Here is a 17,586-nt window from a genome sequence, read left to right as displayed (position 1 = left end):
CAGAGCGCCAAATCCCCAGCGGTCCTTGTTGCCTGAGCGTTTCCGGGGCGGTTGCGCCTTCGGCGCCGGCCCTGACGGATCAGGCCCGGTCTCTTCCGCGGGGATATGCGGCTGGGGCAGAGATACAGGAGGCGCGGCCTTAGTCAATCGGCGCGCCGCCCTCTTTCACGGCAAAGCCGCCTTTATCGACGGCGATTGCGCGCCGGAGTGACAGCGCCGCCCTGGCCCAGGCCCACGATGATCTCGACATCGCCGCTGCCGGCCGGCACCACGATGCCGTCCTCGACATGGGAGAAATCGACACCGCCCTGGCCGGACGAGATCGTGCCGCCGACGCGCGAGGCGCGGCGGGCGACAGTCGTCGTGCCGCGCGACACCGTCGTCGTCAGCGTGGCGCCGTAGCTTCCCGCACCGCCGGCGGGGCCGAGAAGCACGCGCCCCTCGACACCGACCTTGAGCCGGAAGCCGCCATTGCCTGTCGATGTGCATTCGCGCGCGACGTTGGTGATCGAGATCTGATAGCGCAGGCCGCTGCTGTCCTGCCCGGCCTGTGCGCGAACCGCGGCACCGCCATCGGCGACGATGACCTCCGGACAGATGGACTGACCGTCATTCTCCTCCTTCGGCAGCTGATCCGGCGCCGGCGGCTTCGTCGACTGGAACATGAGGACGTTGCCGATCGTCTGCGCCGTGCTCGGCTGGCCCGACGAGGACGAAGAGGATCCACAGCCGGCAAGGCCAAGGCAGAGCAGCGGCAGGGCAAACCAGCGGCTCGCAGTCAAAGTCTGGTCGATCAAGGCAGCGCCTCCACGCCGGGGCCGAAGCCGTTGAGCGAGACGGGCACGCCCACCCCCTCTTCCGGCGTCTGGAATACGATGAATGTCGCGCTCTTGCCGCCCTTGAGCTGGCCGAGCAGATTGTCGTCCATCACGACCTCGGCGACGCAACCGGTGGTGAGGCAGCGCACGAAACCTGCGCGGCCGATATCCTTGTCGTCGATCTTCAGGCCGAGACCGGACGGCAGCAGCACACCGAGCGGCGCGACGACACGCAGGAGCCGGCTCTTTTGATCGGCCGTCTTCAGCACGATGACCAGCAGCGTCAAATTCGGCCTGTCCTCGGCGGCGACGTTCTGGACGAGTGCGCATTGCTCCGCCTTGGCACCCGGCGGCACCTCGCAGCGCATCTGCCAATCGCCATGTGTCGAACGCACCGCGCCCTGCGCGAAAGCGGAGCCGGCGGTGAGACTCGTCCCCAGCAGCGCCAGCGCCAAGGCGCCTGCCGCTCCGATGATCCTCATCATCCGTGCCATCCTCCAAACCGACTCGTCACTGCAGCAGAAGCGCAAGATTCAGGCAAAACGCCGACCGTGCGAGAGAATCCCACCGCTCTTCACATAAAATCCGTTGGGACCATGCAGGCAGGGCCCTGTCAAGGCGGGCACGGGCGTGTCCAGCCGCTTCCGTCAAGACCTCGCGCGATTATGCCGCACAGATGTCGGGGCGCCTCTTCATTGCCCCTCTGGCGTAAGCGCGATCTTTGATTTATCGCAATCCCGAAGAACGAGGCGACTTCGCGGTCGCCCCTTCGTGCGTGGGGCAAAGCCGGTAGGTTCCCATGCAGGTCGATTGAGGAGCATGTCGGATCGATGCGATTTCTGAGCAGGACCTTTGCAACAGCGGCCGCCACGGCCCTTGCCGTCGCCGCGCTGGCGACTGTCCCGGCCATCGCCGGCACCGGCATGCCATCGCCCTGGCAGATGAACCTGCAGGGTGCGGCGACCCCGGTCGCCGAGTTCATCCACTGGTTCCATGACTGGCTGAACATCATCATCGGCGTCGTCACGCTCTTCGTGCTCGCCCTGCTGGTCTACGTGGTCTTCCGCTTCAACGAGAAGGCCAACCCGGTTCCGTCGAAGACCACGCACAACGCCCTGCTCGAAGTGGCCTGGACCGTGATCCCGGTCCTGATCCTCGTCGTCATCGCGATTCCCTCGTTCCGCCTGCTCAAGCTGCAGCTCGAAGTGCCGCAGGCCGACCTGACCCTGAAGGTCACCGGCAAGCAGTGGTACTGGTCCTATGAATATGCGCAGGACACCGGCGCCTTCGGCTTCGACTCGCTGATGCTGGACGAGAAGCAGCGCGCCGAGGCGATCGCCAGCAACAAGATCGCGGCGGCGGAAGCCCCGCGCCTGCTCGCCGTCGACAACGAGGCGGTCGTGCCGGTCGGCAAGACCGTCCGCGTCCAGGTCACCGGCGCCGACGTCATCCACAAATTCACGGTGCCGTCCTTCGGCATCAAGATCGACGCGATTCCCGGCCGGCTGAACGAAACCTGGTTCAAGGCCGAGCGCGAAGGCATCTATTACGGCCAGTGCTCGTTCATCTGCGGCCAGAACCACGCCTACATGCCGATCGCCTTCCGCGTCGTCAGCCAGGAGCGCTACGCCGCCTGGCTCGCCGAAGCGAAGCAGAAATTCGCCAATGCCGAGGATGCGGGCAGCAAGCTCGCCGCCGCGTCCAAGTAATTCGCCGAGGAGACTAGACGATGGCAACCGCGGCACCGCACGCTCACGGCCATGGACATGACGAGGCCCATCACGACCACCCGACCGGGTGGCGCCGCTGGCTCCTGTCCACCAACCACAAGGACATCGGCACGCTCTACCTGATCTTCTCGATCATCGCGGGCCTCGTCGGCGGCTTCCTCTCGATCATGATGCGCATCGAGCTGCAGCAGCCCGGCCTGCAGATCTTCGCCAACGGCCAGAGCTACAACGTCTTCGTCACCGGCCACGGCCTGATCATGATCTTCTTCATGGTCATGCCCGCCGTCATCGGCGGCTTCGGCAACTGGTTCGTGCCGCTGATGATCGGCGCGCCGGACATGGCCTTCCCGCGCATGAACAACATCTCGTTCTGGCTCACCGTCGCGGCGTTCATCCTGATGATCATCTCGATGTTCGTCGAAGGTGCTCCCGGCGCGCACGGTGTCGGCACGGGCTGGACGGTCTATCCGCCGTTCTCGACGACCGGACATCCCGGCCCGTCGGTCGATTTCGGCATCCTGTCGCTGCACCTCGCCGGTGCGGCCTCGATCCTGGGCGCGATCAACTTCATCACCACGATCCTGAACATGCGCGCGCCCGGCATGACCATGCACAAGATGCCGCTGTTCGCCTGGGGCGTGCTGGTCACCGCCTTCCTGCTGCTGCTGGCGCTGCCGGTGCTCGCGGGCGCGATCACCATGCTGCTGACCGACCGCAATTTCGGCACGACCTTCTATGATCCGGCCGGCGGCGGCGACCCGATCCTGTACCAGCACCTGTTCTGGTTCTTCGGTCACCCCGAAGTCTACATCATGATCCTGCCGGCCTTCGGTATCGTCAGCCACATCATCTCGACCTTCTCGAAGAAGCCGATCTTCGGCTATCTCGGCATGGCCTACGCCATGGTCGCGATCGGCGTCGTCGGCTTCATCGTGTGGGCGCACCACATGTACACGGCCGGCCTGTCGCTCAACACGCAGCGCTACTTCGTGTTCGCGACGATGGTGATCGCGGTGCCGACCGGCATCAAGATCTTCTCCTGGATCGCGACGATGTGGGGCGGCTCGATCCGCTTCACCGCGCCGATGGTCTGGGCGGTGGGCTTCATCTTCCTGTTCACCGTCGGCGGCGTGACCGGCGTGGTGCTGGCCAATGCCGGCGTCGACCGCTCGCTGCATGCGACCTACTACGTGGTGGCGCATTTCCACTACGTGCTGTCGCTCGGCGCCGTGTTCGGCATCTTCGCGGGCTTCTACTACTGGTTCCCGAAGATGAGCGGCTACGTGATCCCCGACTGGATCGGCCGTCTGCACTTCTGGGTGGCCTTCATCGGCGCGAACCTGCTGTTCTTCCCGCAGCACTTCCTTGGCCTCGCCGGCATGCCGCGTCATTATGTGGACTATCCCGATGCCTTCGCGGGATGGCATTTCTGGTCGTCGATCGGTTCCTACATCTTTGCCTTCGGCCTGCTGATCTTCTTCTACGGCCTCGTGGTCGCCTTCACGAAGAAGCAGCTCGCCGGTGACAATCCGTGGGGCGAAGGCGCGACGACGCTGGAGTGGACCCTGTCCTCGCCGCCGCCGTTCCACCAGTTCGAGACGCTGCCGCGCATCACCGGCTCGGACCACTGAGACAACAGGCGGCGGGCCAACCGGCCCGCCGCCGCCCTTCCCCCGAGAGCCTCGCCCGAGGCTTTCCGGAGACGGGCGGCAAGATCATCGCCGCGAATACCCACGCGCCTGACGGCGCCGTTTCACGAGTACGAAGACGATTCGACAGATGTCTGCTGCGTTCGAAACCCGCACCGACGGCCTGACCGCCTCCCCCGGCGAAGCGCGCGATTTCTTCGCGCTGCTGAAGCCGCGCGTGATGTCGCTCGTCGTGGTGACGGCGCTGACCGGCATGGCGACGGCGCCGGGCTCCGTGCACCCGGTCCTCGCACTCGCCGCGCTGATCGCGATCGCGGTCGGCGCCGGTGCCTCCGGCTGCCTCAACATGTGGTACGACGCCGATATCGACGCGCTGATGAGCCGCACGGCCAAGCGCCCGATCCCGGCCGGCCGCGTCCTGGCCTCCGAGGCGCTGGCCTTCGGGCTGACACTCTCGATCGGCTCGGTATTGGTGCTCGGCCTGGTCGCCAATGAACTTGCGGCCTTCATGCTGGCCTTCACCATCTTCTTCTACGCCGTCGTCTACTCGATGTGGCTGAAGCGCTGGACGCCGCAGAACATCGTGATCGGCGGTGCCGCCGGGGCCTTCCCGCCTATGATCGGCGAAGCGGTGGTGACCGGCGATTTCGGCTGGCATTCGCTGGTGCTGTTCGCGATCATCTTCCTGTGGACCCCGCCGCATTTCTGGGCGCTGGCGCTGGTCAAGTCCGAAGACTATGCGCGCGCCGGCATCCCGATGATGCCGAACGTGGCCGGCCCCGCCGCCACCCGCCGGCAGATCGTGCTCTATTCGCTGCTCATGGCTCCCGTCGCCGTGCTGCCGGCACTGATGGGCTTCGGCGGCCTGCTCTACCTGATCGTCTCGGTGACCACCGGCCTCGCCATGATCTGGCTTGCGATCCGCGTCTGGCGCCGCACGGAGGGACAGCCCGCCGTGAAGGCCGCCTATTCCCTGTTCGGCTTCTCGATCATCTATCTCTTCCTGCTGTTCGCCGTGCTGCTCGTCGAGAACGGCCTTGGGCTGATGTGGGCCCTGCCGAAGGTGATCGGATGAGCGAGCAGCCCCCCAAGCAGCCCGCGCCGGCTCCGTTCTCGCCGGAGGACATGGCGCGCCGCCGCCGCCGCTCCGTCGCGCTCGCGCTGGTGCTGGCCGGGCTCGTGGTGTTCTTCTTCGTGGTGACGCTGGTGAAGACCGGCCCCGCGATCATGAACCGGCCGCTGTGATGACGAACCCCGCCCCCGAGAAGCCCAGGGCCAATCCGGCGCGCACCGCGTTGATCTGCGCCGGCGTCGCCTTCGGCATGCTGGGCGCCTCCTTCGCGGCGGTGCCGCTCTACGACCTGTTCTGCAAGGTCACCGGTTTCGGCGGCACGCCGATGGTCGGCACGGCCGGCGCCGGCAAGATCCTCGACCGGACGATGGCAGTGCGTTTCGATGCCAATGTCGCGCCGGGGCTGGGCTGGAAGTTCGAGGCCGAGAGCCCGGAGATCAAGGTCCGCGTCGGCGCGACGCAGACCGTGTTCTACAAGATGACGAATCGCTCGGACCGCACCGTGACCGGCATCGCGACCTACAATGTCGCGCCGGAGAAGGGCGCGGCCTATTTCGTCAAGATCCAGTGCTTCTGCTTCACCGAGCACACGCTCAAGCCGGGCGAGAGCTTCGAAGCGCCGGTGGTGTTCTATATCGACCCCGAGATCGCTGGGAATCGCGAACTCGATGGGGTCCACGCCATCACGCTCTCCTACACCTATTTCGCCTCCAAGTCGGGCCAGCCCGTCGCCGAGGACAAGGCCGGCTCCGTCAAGGGTGACGCGGGCAATTCGAAACTGTAGAACGCGCTAGAGCAAAAGCGCGGACAAGACGCCGTACGCGGAGACTGAATAAGATGGCCGGGGCCCATACGAAGCACCACGACTACCACCTCGTCGATCCGAGCCCGTGGCCGCTCGTCGGCGCCGCCAGCGCGACCGTGCTGGCGATCGGCGCCGTGATGTGGATGAAGGCGCTGCCCGTGGGCGGCATGCATATCGGCCCGCTCGTCTTCGGCGCCGGCCTGCTCGGCGTGCTCTACACCATGCTCTCCTGGTGGATGGATGTGGTGCGCGAGGCCGAGACGGAAGGCCACCACACCCGCGTCGTCCAGCTCCACCACCGCTACGGCATGATCATGTTCATCGCCTCGGAGGTGATGTTCTTCGTCGCATGGTTCTGGGCCTATTTCGACGCCAGCCTGTTTTCCGGCGAGACGATCAACTATCTCCGCTACGATTTTACCGGCGGCGTCTGGCCGCCCAAAGGCATCGAGACCTTCGATCCCTGGCATCTGCCGCTGCTCAACACCCTGATCCTGCTGACCTCGGGCACGACCGTGACCTGGGCGCATTACGCGCTGATCAACAACGACCGCGCCGGCCTGAAGCAGGCCCTGTGGCTGACGGTGATCCTCGGCATCCTGTTCACGCTGTGCCAAGCCTACGAGTATTCGCACGCCACCTTCGCCTTCAGGGGCAACATCTACGGCGCCACCTTCTTCATGGCGACCGGCTTCCACGGCGCGCATGTCATCATCGGCACCATCTTCCTGGCGATCTGCCTCTACCGGGCCTATCTCGGCCACTTCAAGCCGAACCAGCATCTCGGCTTCGAGTTCGCCGCCTGGTACTGGCACTTCGTCGACGTGGTCTGGCTGTTCCTGTTCGCCGCGATCTACGTCTGGGGCGCGGGTGGGCACGCGGCCGCGGCGCACTAGATCGCGAACAACTACCGCGCCCCCGCGGTTCTCGTCTGATGAAAGGCGGCCGCGAGGCCGCCTTTCATGCTTAGGTCCTTTGATTTGCATCGGCTTTCCCGAAAATCGCATTCCACGTTTCGGGCCGATGCTCTGGGAGGCTGCGATGGCCGGTCCTGAACCCACACCTCCCTCCCCCTATTCCACGGGGCTGGCCGGGCGCTGCCCGCGCTGCGGCGAAGGCGCGCTGTTCGACGGTTTCCTCAAGCTGAAGCCGCGCTGCAGCGCCTGCGGGCTCGACTACAAATTCGCGGACTCAGCCGACGGCCCGGCCGTCTTCATCATGCTGATAGCGGGCTTCGTCGTGCTGGGCGCCGCGCTCTATGTCGAGATCGCCTATGAGCCGCCGATCTGGCTGCACCTGTCGATGTGGCTGCCGCTGGCGCTGATCCTCTGCCTCGGACTGCTCAGGCCGATGAAGGGGCTCGCCGTCGCGCTGCAATACGCCCACAAGGCCGAGGAAGGCAGGCGCGCGAAGTGACGGCGAAGATCGCAATCGAGCGGAGGCCGGGCCTGATCCTGCCGACGATCCTGACGATCGTGGGCACGGCGATCCTCTGCACGCTCGGGGCCTGGCAACTCCAGCGCATGCAGGAGAAGCACGCCTATATCGACCGGCTGCAGGCGCAGGCTGCCGGCGCACCGGCTGCGATGCCGGCGAGCGCCGAATGGGCCAAGCTCGATGCCGCCGCGCTCGACCTGACCCGCGTCGCCGCAACAGGCCGTTACGTCGACGGGCCGATCGCCGGCGTGCGCACCACGATCGCCGCCGGCCCGCCGGGCTCGCGCCAGCTCTCCGGCTTCGGCCGCTGGGTGTTCCAGGGCTTCCGGCTGGAAGATGGCGGGATCATCCTGGTCAATCGCGGCTTCGTGCCCGAAAGCCGCATCGGACAGATCGGCCCGGCCAGCGGCCCCGACACGATCAAGGGCTTCCTGCGCGCGCCGGAAATCCGAAACACCTTCACGCCGGATGACCTGCCGTCGATCCGCGAGTTCTACACGCGCGATCCCGGCGCCATCGCCGCCTCGCTCGGCCTGCCTCCGGCGCCGTTCTATCTCGAAGCCGAGCGGGAGGGCGACGAGCTGACGCCACCGGCCGGCGTCGATGTGCGCGAGCTGATCGGACGAATCCCCGACAACCATCTCCAATACGCCCTGACCTGGTTCGGACTGGCGCTGACCCTGCTCGGCGTCTTCGCGGCCTGGGTCTGGCAGGCGCGGAAGGGCTCGGCCCCGGCCTGACGTCTCGACGGTTTTGCCGAAACCGACGGACCGGCCTATAGCATCTGACTGAGATCACCGAGGCCAAGATCGTGTTGCATGTCTCCACCCGGGGTGAAGCCCCGGCGCTCAGCTTTTCCGACGCGCTCCTGACCGGGCTCGCCCGCGACGGCGGCCTCTATCTGCCGCAGAGCTGGCCGAAACTCACGCCGGCCGAGATCGCCGGCTTCGCGGGCCAGCCCTACACTGCCGTGGCCGAACGCGTGCTCGGCGCCCTGACAGACGGCGATGTCGAGCCTAAGGCGCTGGGCGCGATGATCCATCAGGCCTATGCCGGCTTCCGGCACCCGGCCGTCTGCCCGCTGACCCAGATCGGCGACAATCTCTTCGTACTCGAGCTGTTCCACGGCCCGACGCTCGCCTTCAAGGACGTGGCGATGCAGCTGCTCGGGCGGCTGATGGACCAGGTGCTCGGCCAGCGGGGCCAGCGCGCCAGCATCGTCGGCGCGACCTCCGGCGATACGGGCGGAGCCGCCATCGACGCCTTCAAGGGGCTGAAGAGCGTCGACGTCTTCATCCTCTATCCGCAGGGCCGCGTCTCCGACGTGCAGCGCCGGCAGATGACGACGGTCGATGCGCCGAACGTCCATGCCATCGCGGTCGAAGGCACCTTCGACGATTGCCAGAATCTCGTGAAGGCGATGTTCAACCACCACTCCTTCCGCGACGAGATCGGCCTCTCGGGCGTGAACTCGATCAACTGGGCCCGCATCGCGGCGCAGGTGGTCTATTACTTCACCTCCGCCGTCGCGCTCGGTGGCCCGGCGCGCAAGGTTTCCTTCGCGGTGCCGACCGGCAATTTCGGCGACATTCTCGCCGGCTGGGTCGCCAAGCAGATAGGCCTGCCGATCGAGCGCCTGCTGATCGCGACCAACAGCAACGACATCCTGACGCGCACGCTCGAAACCGGCGCCTATGAGATGCGCGGCGTCGCGGCGACAACCTCGCCCTCGATGGATATCCAGATATCCTCGAATTTCGAGCGGCTGCTGTTCGAGGCCCATGGCCGAGACGGCGGCGCCGTGCGCCGGCTGATGCAATCGCTGCAGCAATCCGGCCGCTTCGAGATCGCGGCCGAGCCGCTCCAGCGCATCCGCGGCGATTTCGACGCGAGCGCTCAGAGCGAGGAGCAGGTCGCGGCCGAGATCCGCAAGAGCTGGACCGAAGCCGGATATCTGCTCGACCCCCATACCGCGATCGGCGTCGGCGCCGCGCGGCAGGCCCTGAAGCGCAACCCGGCGACGCCGATGATCGTGCTCGGCACGGCCCACCCGGCCAAGTTCCCCGCGGCGGTGAAAGCGGCGAGCGGCGTCGAACCCGCCCTGCCCGCCCATCTTGCCGATCTGATGGCGCGGAAGGAGCGCCTGACGCTGCTGCCGAACGACCTCGGCAAGGTCGAGGCCTTCGTGCGCGAGCATGCCCGCGCCGTCCGCGGGGCGGCAGCGTGAGCGCGACCGGACCGGCCGAGGCCGCCGAGATCGCCGCACCGGCTCGGCCGGAAGGTGCCCATGATCCCGAGGTCGGGCTGACCACCCTGCCCTCGGGCCTGCGCATCGTCTCGCAACACATGGAGCATGCCGCGACCGTCTCGCTGGGTATCTGGATCGGCGCCGGCTCGCGCGACGAGCTGTCCCATGAGCATGGCCTCGCCCATCTGCTCGAGCATATGGCGTTCAAGGGCACGGCGCGGCGCAACGCACTGCAGATCGCCGAGGAGATCGAAAGCGTCGGCGGCGACCTCAATGCCGCGACATCAGTCGAATACACCTGCTACACCGCCCGCGTGCTCGGCGCCGATCTAGGGCTCGCCGTCGACATCCTCGCCGACATCGTGACCTCGCCCGCCCTCACCGAGGAGGAGCTGAAGCGCGAGAAGGGCGTGATCCTGCAGGAGATCTCGGCCGTTCAGGATACGCCCGACGATCTCGTCTACGACCGCTTCCTGCAGGCCGCCTTCCCCGACCAGCCGATCGGCCGGCCGATCCTCGGCACCGCCAAGACGGTGAAGGGTTTCACGCCCGATGCGATCCGCGCCTATCTCGCGCGCAACTACCATGCGGGAAACATGGTGCTCGCCGCCTCCGGCGCCGTGGACCATGACGAGCTGGTCGCGCTGGCCCGCGAGCATCTGTCGAAACTGCCGGCCAGGCCGGACGAAATACCAGAGCGGGAAGCCGGCGAGTATCGCGGCGGTGAAGCCCGGATCGGCAGCGACGAGGAGCAGGTGCATCTCGTGCTTGGCCTGCCCGGCCTGCCCTTCACCGGCGGAGCCCATTATCCGCTGCAGATCTTCGCCTCCGTGCTCGGCGGCGGGCTCTCATCGCGGCTGTTCCAGGAGGTGCGCGAACAGCGTGGCCTGGCCTATGCGATCGACGCCTTCCACTGGCCCTTCTCCGATTGCGGCGTGTTCGGCATCGGAGCCGGCACCGCGCCGGAAGATGCCAACGAGCTGATCGAGGTCGCATTCGGCTGCCTGCGCCAGGCTGCCGAGGATGTCAGCGAGATCGAGGTGGCGCGCGCCCGTGCCCAGATGAAGGTGGGGTTGTTGGCTTCACTTGAGAGCCCCGGCGGCAAGCTGGAGCAGATGGCGCGGCAGGTGCTGATCTTCGGCCGGGCGATCCCGCGCGAGGAGCTGGCCGCCCGGCTCGACGCGGTGACGCTGGAGGATGTGCGCGCCGCCGGCCGCTCGCTGCTCGGCCACCAACCGACCATCGCCGCGATCGGCCCTATCCAGGACGTTCCCGCGGCCAAGCGCCTGCGCCAGGCGGCCCGGGCGGCGGACTGAACGGCGATGGCGCTCTTCCGTTTCCCGAGCGAGCCGCCAAACCGCCCGCTGATCCGGACGCAGAACCTATTCCTGCGCGCGCCGCAGGCCAGCGACTACTCGGCCTGGGCCGTGCTGCGCATCGAAAGCCGCGAGTTCCTGACGCCCTGGGAGCCGACCTGGAACGAGGACGACCTGACCCGCGCCTCGTTCCGGCTGCGGGCCAAGCGCGCGTCGCGTGAGATCGCCAGCGACGAGGCCTATTCGCTGTTCATCTTCGAGGCCCATTCGGAAGCGCTGCTCGGGGGGCTGACGCTCGGCCTGATCCGGCGCGGAGTCGCACAGGCCTGCACGCTCGGCTACTGGATGGGCAAGCGCCATGCCGGCAGGGGCCATATGACGGAAGCGGTGCGCGGCGCCGTACGCTTCGCCTTCTCCGAACTTGCGCTCCACCGGGTCGAGGCCGCCTGCCTGTCGAACAATGAGCCCTCGCGGCGCCTGCTGGAGCGGGTCGGCTTCCGGCATGAGGGGCTGGCGCGCGCCTATCTCAAGATCAACGGCGCCTGGGCCGATCACCTGCTCTATGCCGTGCTCTCGAACGACGCGCTGACCGGAGAGAAGCCGTGACGGCAGCGGTTGACCACAGCCGCGCTCTGCCTTGCCCTTGCCATGAGCGACCAATAGGGATTTTCGTTCAAACTCGAATGATCGTTTCCCGCCTGATAGCCGAGCACAGCTTGTCCATTTCCGAGCGCATCCTCCGGATCGGCCTCGCCGTCGCCGGCCTTGCCCTGTGGTTTGTTTTTGCGGCCGCGACGCCGGCAAGCGCCGTCGAAGCGGTGCGCGTGCCGGTCGACGTGCCGGTGATCGACCTCACCAACGTCGTCGAGCGCAACAAATCCGACGGCGACGTCATCCAGATCTCGACCGCGCCGGGGCCGGACGGCATCGTCCGGCGCATCGCGGTCAGGGCGCGCGAATCCGGCGCGCGGCCGGACTGGATCGTCTTCGCGCTCACGAATGATTCCGACGAGCAGATCGACCGGCTGCTGGTCGCGCCGTTCCACCGGCTGATCGGCTCCGGCGTGGTCTGGCCCGATCTCGGTGACAAGCGCATCGAGGCGGTGACCGCGAGCCAGGGCCTCGCACCCGATCGCGAGGCCAGCCCCGACGCCGACGTCTTCCTGATCACGCTCGACCCCGGCACGACCGTGACCTTCGTCGCGGAATTGAAGTCGCCCAACCTGCCGCAGCTCTATCTCTACGAGTCGGAAGCCTACCGGCAGAAGACCAACGGGCTGACCCTCTACAAGGGCATCATCATCGGCATCGCCGGCCTGTTGGCGCTGTTCCTGACCATCATCTTCGTGGTCAAGGGCGCGGTGATCTTCCCGGCCGCCGCGGCGCTCGCCTGGGCGGTCCTTGCCTATGCAGGCCTCGACTTCGGCTTCTTCCAGCGTCTCTTCCCGCTCACGCCTGCGATCGAGCGCATCTACCGTGCCGGCGCCGAGGTGGTGCTGGCGGCGACGCTGCTCGTCTTCCTCTTCGCCTATCTCAACCTGTCGCGCTGGCATGTGCGCTACGGCCATGTCACGGCGATCTGGATCCTCGGGCTCGCCGGGTTGATCGGTCTTGCCGTCTTCGACGCGCCGATGGCCTCGGGCATCGCGCGCATCTCGATCGCCGCCGTCGCGGCTGTCGGCTTTGTGCTCGTCGTGCATCTGGCGACGCATGGCTATGAGCGCGCGGTGATGCTGATCCCGACCTGGTTCCTGCTCGCGGTCTGGGTCACGGCGGCGAGCTTCACCGTCACCGGGCAATTCCAACGCGATCTGGTCGCGCCTGCCTTGTTGGGCGGCCTCGTGCTGATCGTGCTGCTGATCGGCTTCACCGTGATCCAGCACGCCTTCGCCGGCGGCGCGATCTCGCAAGGCCTGGTCTCGGATACCGAACGGCGGGCGCTCGCCCTCTCGGGTTCGGGCGACCTCGTCTTCGACTGGGACGTCAGTTCCGACAAGGTCTTCGTCTCGCCGCAGATCGAGGCGCTGCTCGGCCTGCCCAAGGGCTCGCTCGAAGGCTCCGCGGCACGATGGCTGGAGCACATGCACGTCGCCGACCGCGATCGCTACCGCGTCACGCTCGACGCCGTGCTGGAGCAGCGGCGCGGCAAGCTCAATCTCGACCTGCGCCTGCGCGCCGCAAGCGGCGCCTATCACTGGTTCAACGTCAAGGCGCGGCCGGTCCTCGGCTCTGACGGCGAGGTCATCCGCGTCATTGGCACGCTCTCGGACGTCACCGAGCAGCGCACCGCGCAGGAGCGGCTGCTGCACGACGCCGTCCACGACAACCTGACCGGCTTGCCCAACCGCAAGCTATTCCAGGACCGGCTCGGCGCGATCTTCGGCTTCACCCGTGCCGACGACAACATCCGCCCGACCGTGCTCGTGATCGACGTGGACCGCTTCAAGCAGGTCAACGAATCGGTCGGCTTCTCGGCCGGTGACTCGATCCTGCTGACGCTGGCCCGCAGGCTCGGACGGCTGCTGAGGGCGCAGGACACGCTCGCCCGGATCGGCGGCGATACCTTCGCGATGATCCTTGTCTCGGAGCGCGACCCGGAGCGCATCCTGGCGCTGGCAGAGCTCGTGCGCCGCGCCGTCTCGACGCCGATCACCTATGCCGAGCGCGAGATCGTGCTGACGCCCTCGATCGGGCTCGCCTTGTTCGATCCCTCTTCGGCCGCACGCAAGGACGATGCGCTTAAGAACGCCGAGCTCGCCATGGCCCATGCCAAGCGCCAGGGCGGCAACAAGATCGAGGTCTTCGTGCCGGCGATGCGGACGGACCGCAACGACCGGCTCGCGCTCGAAAGCGACCTCCGCAGGGCGATCGAGCGCAGCGAGATCCAGGTCATGTACCAGCCGATCGTCCGGCTGGAGGACCGCACGATCGCGGGCTTCGAGGCGCTGGTGCGCTGGGACCATCCGCGCGAGGGCCGGCTGATGCCGCAGGACTTCCTCGCCATCGCCGAGGAGACCGGGCTGATCGTCGATCTCGGCGTCTATGTGATGGACAAGACGGCGCGCGAGCTCGAAGCCTGGCAGGCTGCACTCGAAGTCGACCCGCCGATCTTCGCCAGCGTCAACGTCTCCAGCCGGCAACTGCTGCGCCACGATCTGTTGCATGACGTGAAGACCGTGCTCGGGCGCCGGCGCGTGCTGCCGGGCACGCTGAAGCTCGAGATCACTGAGAGCCTCGTGATGGAGAATCCGGAATATGCCGCGCAGATGCTGCAACGCATCCGCGACCTCGGCGCCGGATTGTCGCTCGACGATTTCGGCACGGGCTACTCGTCGCTGTCCTATCTGCAGCGCTTCCCCTTCGACACGATCAAGATCGACCAGAGCTTCGTGCGGCAGATGGGCAATGGCCGCCCGCCGGTGATCCTGCGCTCGATCGTGCAACTCGCCTCCGATCTCGGCATGGACGTGGTCGCGGAAGGCGCGGAAAGCGAGTCGGATGCGATCGAGCTCTACCAGCTCGGCTGCCAATACGCGCAGGGCTACATCTTCGGACAGCCGATGACGGCGGCCGAAGCGCGCCGCCTGATGGGCGCAACGGCTGCGGCGACGGAAGCGGCGTGACCCACTGCGTCATGCTCGGGCAAAGCGAAGCGCAGACCCGGGGATCGCAGGACAAGAGCATGCCGCGTTTTCGTCAAACGCGGGTCATCCCGGACGTAGCGAAGCGGAGATCCGGGATCCATGCCCGAGCCTTCGTCGGCAACGTCCCGGCATGAATCCCGGGTCAAGCCCGGGATGACGGCGTGATTCCGCACCAAATCGGCACGCCCTGGATGACTCGGGTTGAAAAGATGCTCGGGTCAGGGCCGAGAATGCCGGAGCGGCGGTTTCAGGCGTGGCCGGCTTCGCGCGAGAGGAAGGCCGGGTCGATGCCGATCTTGTTCAGCGCCCGCTGGTATTTGGTATCGACGCCCTCGTCGAACAGCAATTCGGGGTCGGCGGCGCAGTGCAGCCAGCCATTGGACTGGATCTCGGCTTCGAGCTGGCCCGCAGCCCAGCCGGCATAGCCCAGAGCGAGGACGGCGTTTTCCGGCCCGCTGCCGACGGCGATGGCGCGGAGGATGTCGAGCGTCGCCGTCAGGCAGATGCCGTCGTCGATCGGCAGCGTCGCCGATTCGAGGAAGAAATCGGCGGTATGGAGCACGAAGCCGCGCTTGGTCTCGACCGGCCCGCCGCGTAGCACCTGCATCTTCTCGGCGCGGCTCGGCAGGCGGATGATCTCTTCCGACGGGATGACGTCGAGCTGGACGAGGAGGTCCGGGAATCTCGTATCGGCTGCCGGCTTGTTGACGATGATGCCCATCGCGCCATCTTCCGAATGGGCACAGACATAGACGACGCTGCGGCTGAAGCGCGTATCGGCCATGCCCGGCATCGCGATCAGGCATTGCCCGTCGAGATAGCTGCGGCCGCCGACGCGTGGTTGTGAGCCGATCTTCATCCACCCATGCTAGAGGTTGTCGGGGAGTCTCGGCAAGGGTTGGATGCGAACAGGCCTGCCAAGATCGCGTGACCCTGGCCTGGCCACCGCCATGGATCACGTTCGCGTGCGGCACGGCTGAATGCGCGTACCGACACGGCCGGCAACGCGATTGTGCCCCATTTATGCAAGAAACTGCACGGTCGCGGCGGCGCTGGCTTCGCAGGGAGATGCAGGATTTGTTCGCTTTTCGGTTTCGCAATGGATAAGGCAGGGTCGGTGAACCGAGTTTTTTCCCTGCTGGCCATGGCGCCTTTCGTGCTGAGCGCCGTCGCGCATGCGCAGGAGGCAGCGACCGAAGCCGCGACGTCGCCCTGGTCGACGAGCGAGCATTCTAAGCTGCGGCTGATCGCCGGCCCCACGACCCCGACCGGAAAGCAGCGCGTCGGCGTCGAGATCGTGATGTCGCCGGGCTTCAAGACCTACTGGCGCAGCCCGGGTGAATTCGGCGTCCCGCCAAGCTTCGACTGGTCGGGCTCGATCAATATCGGCGGGCTCGACGTGCGCTGGCCGGTTCCGGAGCGGTTCCAGGATTCGGCCGGCTATTCCGTGGGCTATGTCGGCGAGGTCGTGATCCCGATCTCGGTGCAGCCGGTCGATCCGTCGCGGCCGGTCATGGTCGTGCTCAAGCTCGACTATGCGGTCTGCGAGAAGATCTGCATTCCCGCCAAGGGCGAGGCGAGCCTCTGGCTCGAGCCCGGCGTCACCACCGTGACGTCGCCACGGCTGGAGAGCTTCGAGGCGCGCGTTCCGGTGCCCGTGAAGCCGGGAACGCACAAGGAGAAGACCTCCATCATCGAGGCGAAGCTCGACGACACCGTGGTCGATCCAGGGTTGCGGCTCGTCCTGCAGCCGCCGCCCGATGGCAAGGTGCAGGACATCTTCGCCGAAGGCCCGGGAATGTGGTCCTTCGGCAAATCCCGGCTGGCGCCGCAGCCCGACGGGACGGTCGTCGCCCAGATCCGGATCAACGAACGGCCGAAGAGCGCCGCCGGCCCGGTCCCCCTCATCTTCACCATCCGCGGAATGCCCAAGCCTGTCGAGACACGGCTCGAACTCGACATCCCCGCCAGCAGGCCCTAATCCGGGGGCGAGCGGCCCCGGCCGCAGGCTTCACGGAGAACAGCCGCAATGACGATCAAGGTGGGTGACAAGCTTCCGCAGGCGACGTTCCGCGTCATGACCGCCGATGGGCCGGCGGCCAAGACGACCGACGACCTATTCAAAGGCCGCAAGGTCGTGCTCTTCGCCGTGCCCGGCGCCTTCACCCCGACCTGCCACAAGAACCATCTGCCCGGCTATCTGGCCAAGGCCGACGAGATCAAGGCCAAGGGCGTCGATGCCATCCTGGTGACCTCGACCAACGACGTGTTCGTGCTGGATGCTTGGTCGAAGGCCAGCGGCGGCGCCGGCGTCATCGAGTTCCTGTCGGACGGCAACGCCGATTTCGCCAAGGAGATCGGCCTGTCGATGGACGGTTCGGGCTTCGGCATGGGCACACGCTCCCAGCGCTACTCGATGCTGATCGAGGACGGCGTGGTGAAGTCCCTCAATGTCGAGGAAGCGCCGGGCAAAGCCGACGCCTCCGGCGCCGAGACGATGCTCGGCCAGCTCTGAGGCTTTCCGGGTAGCAGTCCCAAGGCCCGCGCGATCGTCTCGTGCGGGCTTTTTTGTTGGGCCGGCGGCGTTGAAGCGCTCAACGCGACAAATGTCAGGAATGGGTGGTGGTCTCAATCGGTAATCGCAACACGCTACTTTTCCTTTGGAGATGGAGCGTGGGTGATGAAGCAGCGGCGGCGGATCTACTATTCGGCGGCCCAGCGGGCTGAGATCTGGGATCGCTGGAAGGCCGGCGAGTCGATGAGTTCGATTGGGCGGCGGTTCGATCGGGAGTCCTCTTCGGTGTTCTCGGTGCTTTCGCCGACGGGCGGCATTCGGCCTCCAGACCGGCGGCGGGCGCCGCGGGCGG

General features: G+C 66.7%; 17 protein-coding genes, 1 pseudogene and 1 riboswitch. Of the genes and pseudogenes, 15 read left to right on the top strand and 3 right to left on the bottom strand.

The genetic code is table 11. From position 1 onward, the window contains the following. Nucleotides 1-9 precede the first annotated feature (9 nt). Nucleotides 10-108, bottom strand: a riboswitch (glycine riboswitch). 74 nt (nucleotides 109-182) lie between these two features. Beyond that, entirely contained in the window at nucleotides 183-797 is a 615-nt protein-coding gene (locus AC1DVA_RS03935) for a hypothetical protein (RefSeq protein WP_265052225.1), read from the bottom strand. Next, nucleotides 794-1,303, bottom strand: a complete 510-nt coding sequence (locus tag AC1DVA_RS03930) for an invasion associated locus B family protein (protein WP_442864909.1) — start codon at nucleotides 1,301-1,303, stop codon at nucleotides 794-796. The genes AC1DVA_RS03935 and AC1DVA_RS03930 overlap by 4 nt, the downstream gene beginning before the upstream one ends. A gap of 345 nt (nucleotides 1,304-1,648) precedes the next feature. On the opposite strand from AC1DVA_RS03930, the gene coxB reads away from it, so the two are divergent. From coxB to AC1DVA_RS03870, 12 genes are all read left to right on the top strand, one after another. Next, the gene (gene coxB, locus AC1DVA_RS03925; protein WP_476805043.1) at nucleotides 1,649-2,527 is read left to right on the top strand and encodes a cytochrome c oxidase subunit II; all 879 of its coding nucleotides are present in this window, start codon (nucleotides 1,649-1,651) and stop codon (nucleotides 2,525-2,527) included. 20 nt (nucleotides 2,528-2,547) lie between these two features. After that, on the top strand, nucleotides 2,548-4,179 hold the full coding sequence (gene ctaD, locus AC1DVA_RS03920) for a cytochrome c oxidase subunit I (protein WP_265052223.1): 1,632 nt from the start codon (nucleotides 2,548-2,550) through the stop codon (nucleotides 4,177-4,179). Nucleotides 4,180-4,327: 148 nt separating this feature from the next. Beyond that, nucleotides 4,328-5,272, top strand: coding sequence for a heme o synthase (locus AC1DVA_RS03915; RefSeq protein ID WP_476805042.1), 945 nt, complete (start codon nucleotides 4,328-4,330; stop codon nucleotides 5,270-5,272). Beyond that, nucleotides 5,269-5,442 carry a hypothetical protein gene (locus tag AC1DVA_RS03910; RefSeq protein WP_265052221.1) on the top strand — a complete coding sequence of 58 codons (174 nt, stop codon included), beginning with the start codon at nucleotides 5,269-5,271 and terminating at the stop codon, nucleotides 5,440-5,442. The genes AC1DVA_RS03915 and AC1DVA_RS03910 overlap by 4 nt, the downstream gene beginning before the upstream one ends. Continuing rightward, entirely contained in the window at nucleotides 5,442-6,053 is a 612-nt protein-coding gene (locus AC1DVA_RS03905) for a cytochrome c oxidase assembly protein (RefSeq protein WP_265052220.1), read from the top strand. Before AC1DVA_RS03910 ends, AC1DVA_RS03905 begins: the two co-directional genes overlap by 1 nt. A 53-nt stretch (nucleotides 6,054-6,106) precedes the next feature. Beyond that, the gene (locus AC1DVA_RS03900; RefSeq protein WP_476805041.1) at nucleotides 6,107-6,970 is read left to right on the top strand and encodes a cytochrome c oxidase subunit 3; all 864 of its coding nucleotides are present in this window, start codon (nucleotides 6,107-6,109) and stop codon (nucleotides 6,968-6,970) included. Between the two features lie 145 nt (nucleotides 6,971-7,115). Further along, entirely contained in the window at nucleotides 7,116-7,490 is a 375-nt protein-coding gene (locus AC1DVA_RS03895) for a DUF983 domain-containing protein (protein WP_476805040.1), read from the top strand. Beyond that, nucleotides 7,487-8,251, top strand: coding sequence for an SURF1 family protein (locus AC1DVA_RS03890; RefSeq protein ID WP_476805039.1), 765 nt, complete (start codon nucleotides 7,487-7,489; stop codon nucleotides 8,249-8,251). Before AC1DVA_RS03895 ends, AC1DVA_RS03890 begins: the two co-directional genes overlap by 4 nt. Before the next feature lie 71 nt (nucleotides 8,252-8,322). After that, complete coding sequence (thrC, locus tag AC1DVA_RS03885; protein ID WP_476805038.1) at nucleotides 8,323-9,738, top strand: threonine synthase; 1,416 nt, start codon at nucleotides 8,323-8,325, stop codon at nucleotides 9,736-9,738. 29 nt (nucleotides 9,739-9,767) lie between these two features. Next, a complete protein-coding gene (locus AC1DVA_RS03880; RefSeq protein WP_476805157.1) occupies nucleotides 9,768-11,075 on the top strand; it encodes a M16 family metallopeptidase in 1,308 nt (435 codons plus the stop codon). Nucleotides 11,076-11,081: 6 nt separating this feature from the next. Then, nucleotides 11,082-11,681 (top strand): GNAT family N-acetyltransferase, encoded by a 600-nt coding sequence (locus tag AC1DVA_RS03875; RefSeq protein WP_265052215.1) that lies wholly within the window; start codon nucleotides 11,082-11,084, stop codon nucleotides 11,679-11,681. A gap of 77 nt (nucleotides 11,682-11,758) precedes the next feature. Continuing rightward, on the top strand, nucleotides 11,759-14,698 hold the full coding sequence (locus tag AC1DVA_RS03870) for an EAL domain-containing protein (protein ID WP_476805037.1): 2,940 nt from the start codon (nucleotides 11,759-11,761) through the stop codon (nucleotides 14,696-14,698). 268 nt (nucleotides 14,699-14,966) lie between these two features. On the opposite strand, the gene AC1DVA_RS03865 is transcribed toward AC1DVA_RS03870, so the two are convergent. Further along, the gene (locus AC1DVA_RS03865) at nucleotides 14,967-15,578 is read right to left on the bottom strand and encodes a YqgE/AlgH family protein (protein ID WP_265052213.1); all 612 of its coding nucleotides are present in this window, start codon (nucleotides 15,576-15,578) and stop codon (nucleotides 14,967-14,969) included. Between the two features lie 258 nt (nucleotides 15,579-15,836). Between AC1DVA_RS03865 and AC1DVA_RS03860 the strand changes: the two genes are divergently transcribed. The 3 genes and pseudogenes from AC1DVA_RS03860 to AC1DVA_RS03850 all read left to right on the top strand — a co-directional run. Continuing rightward, entirely contained in the window at nucleotides 15,837-16,700 is an 864-nt protein-coding gene (locus AC1DVA_RS03860) for a protein-disulfide reductase DsbD domain-containing protein (protein ID WP_265052212.1), read from the top strand. A 48-nt stretch (nucleotides 16,701-16,748) separates the two neighbouring features. After that, nucleotides 16,749-17,234: a redoxin family protein gene (locus tag AC1DVA_RS03855; protein ID WP_476805036.1), complete on the top strand. Its 486-nt coding sequence runs from the start codon at nucleotides 16,749-16,751 to the stop codon at nucleotides 17,232-17,234. Between the two features lie 165 nt (nucleotides 17,235-17,399). Next, nucleotides 17,400-17,586: pseudogene (locus AC1DVA_RS03850) on the top strand (IS30 family transposase); the annotation flags it as partial.

The sequence above is a fragment of the Allobosea sp. P4_C6 genome, from assembly GCF_056402015.1.
Note: the sequence above shows the minus strand (reverse complement) of the source record. Positions and strands in the feature narration are given on the sequence as shown.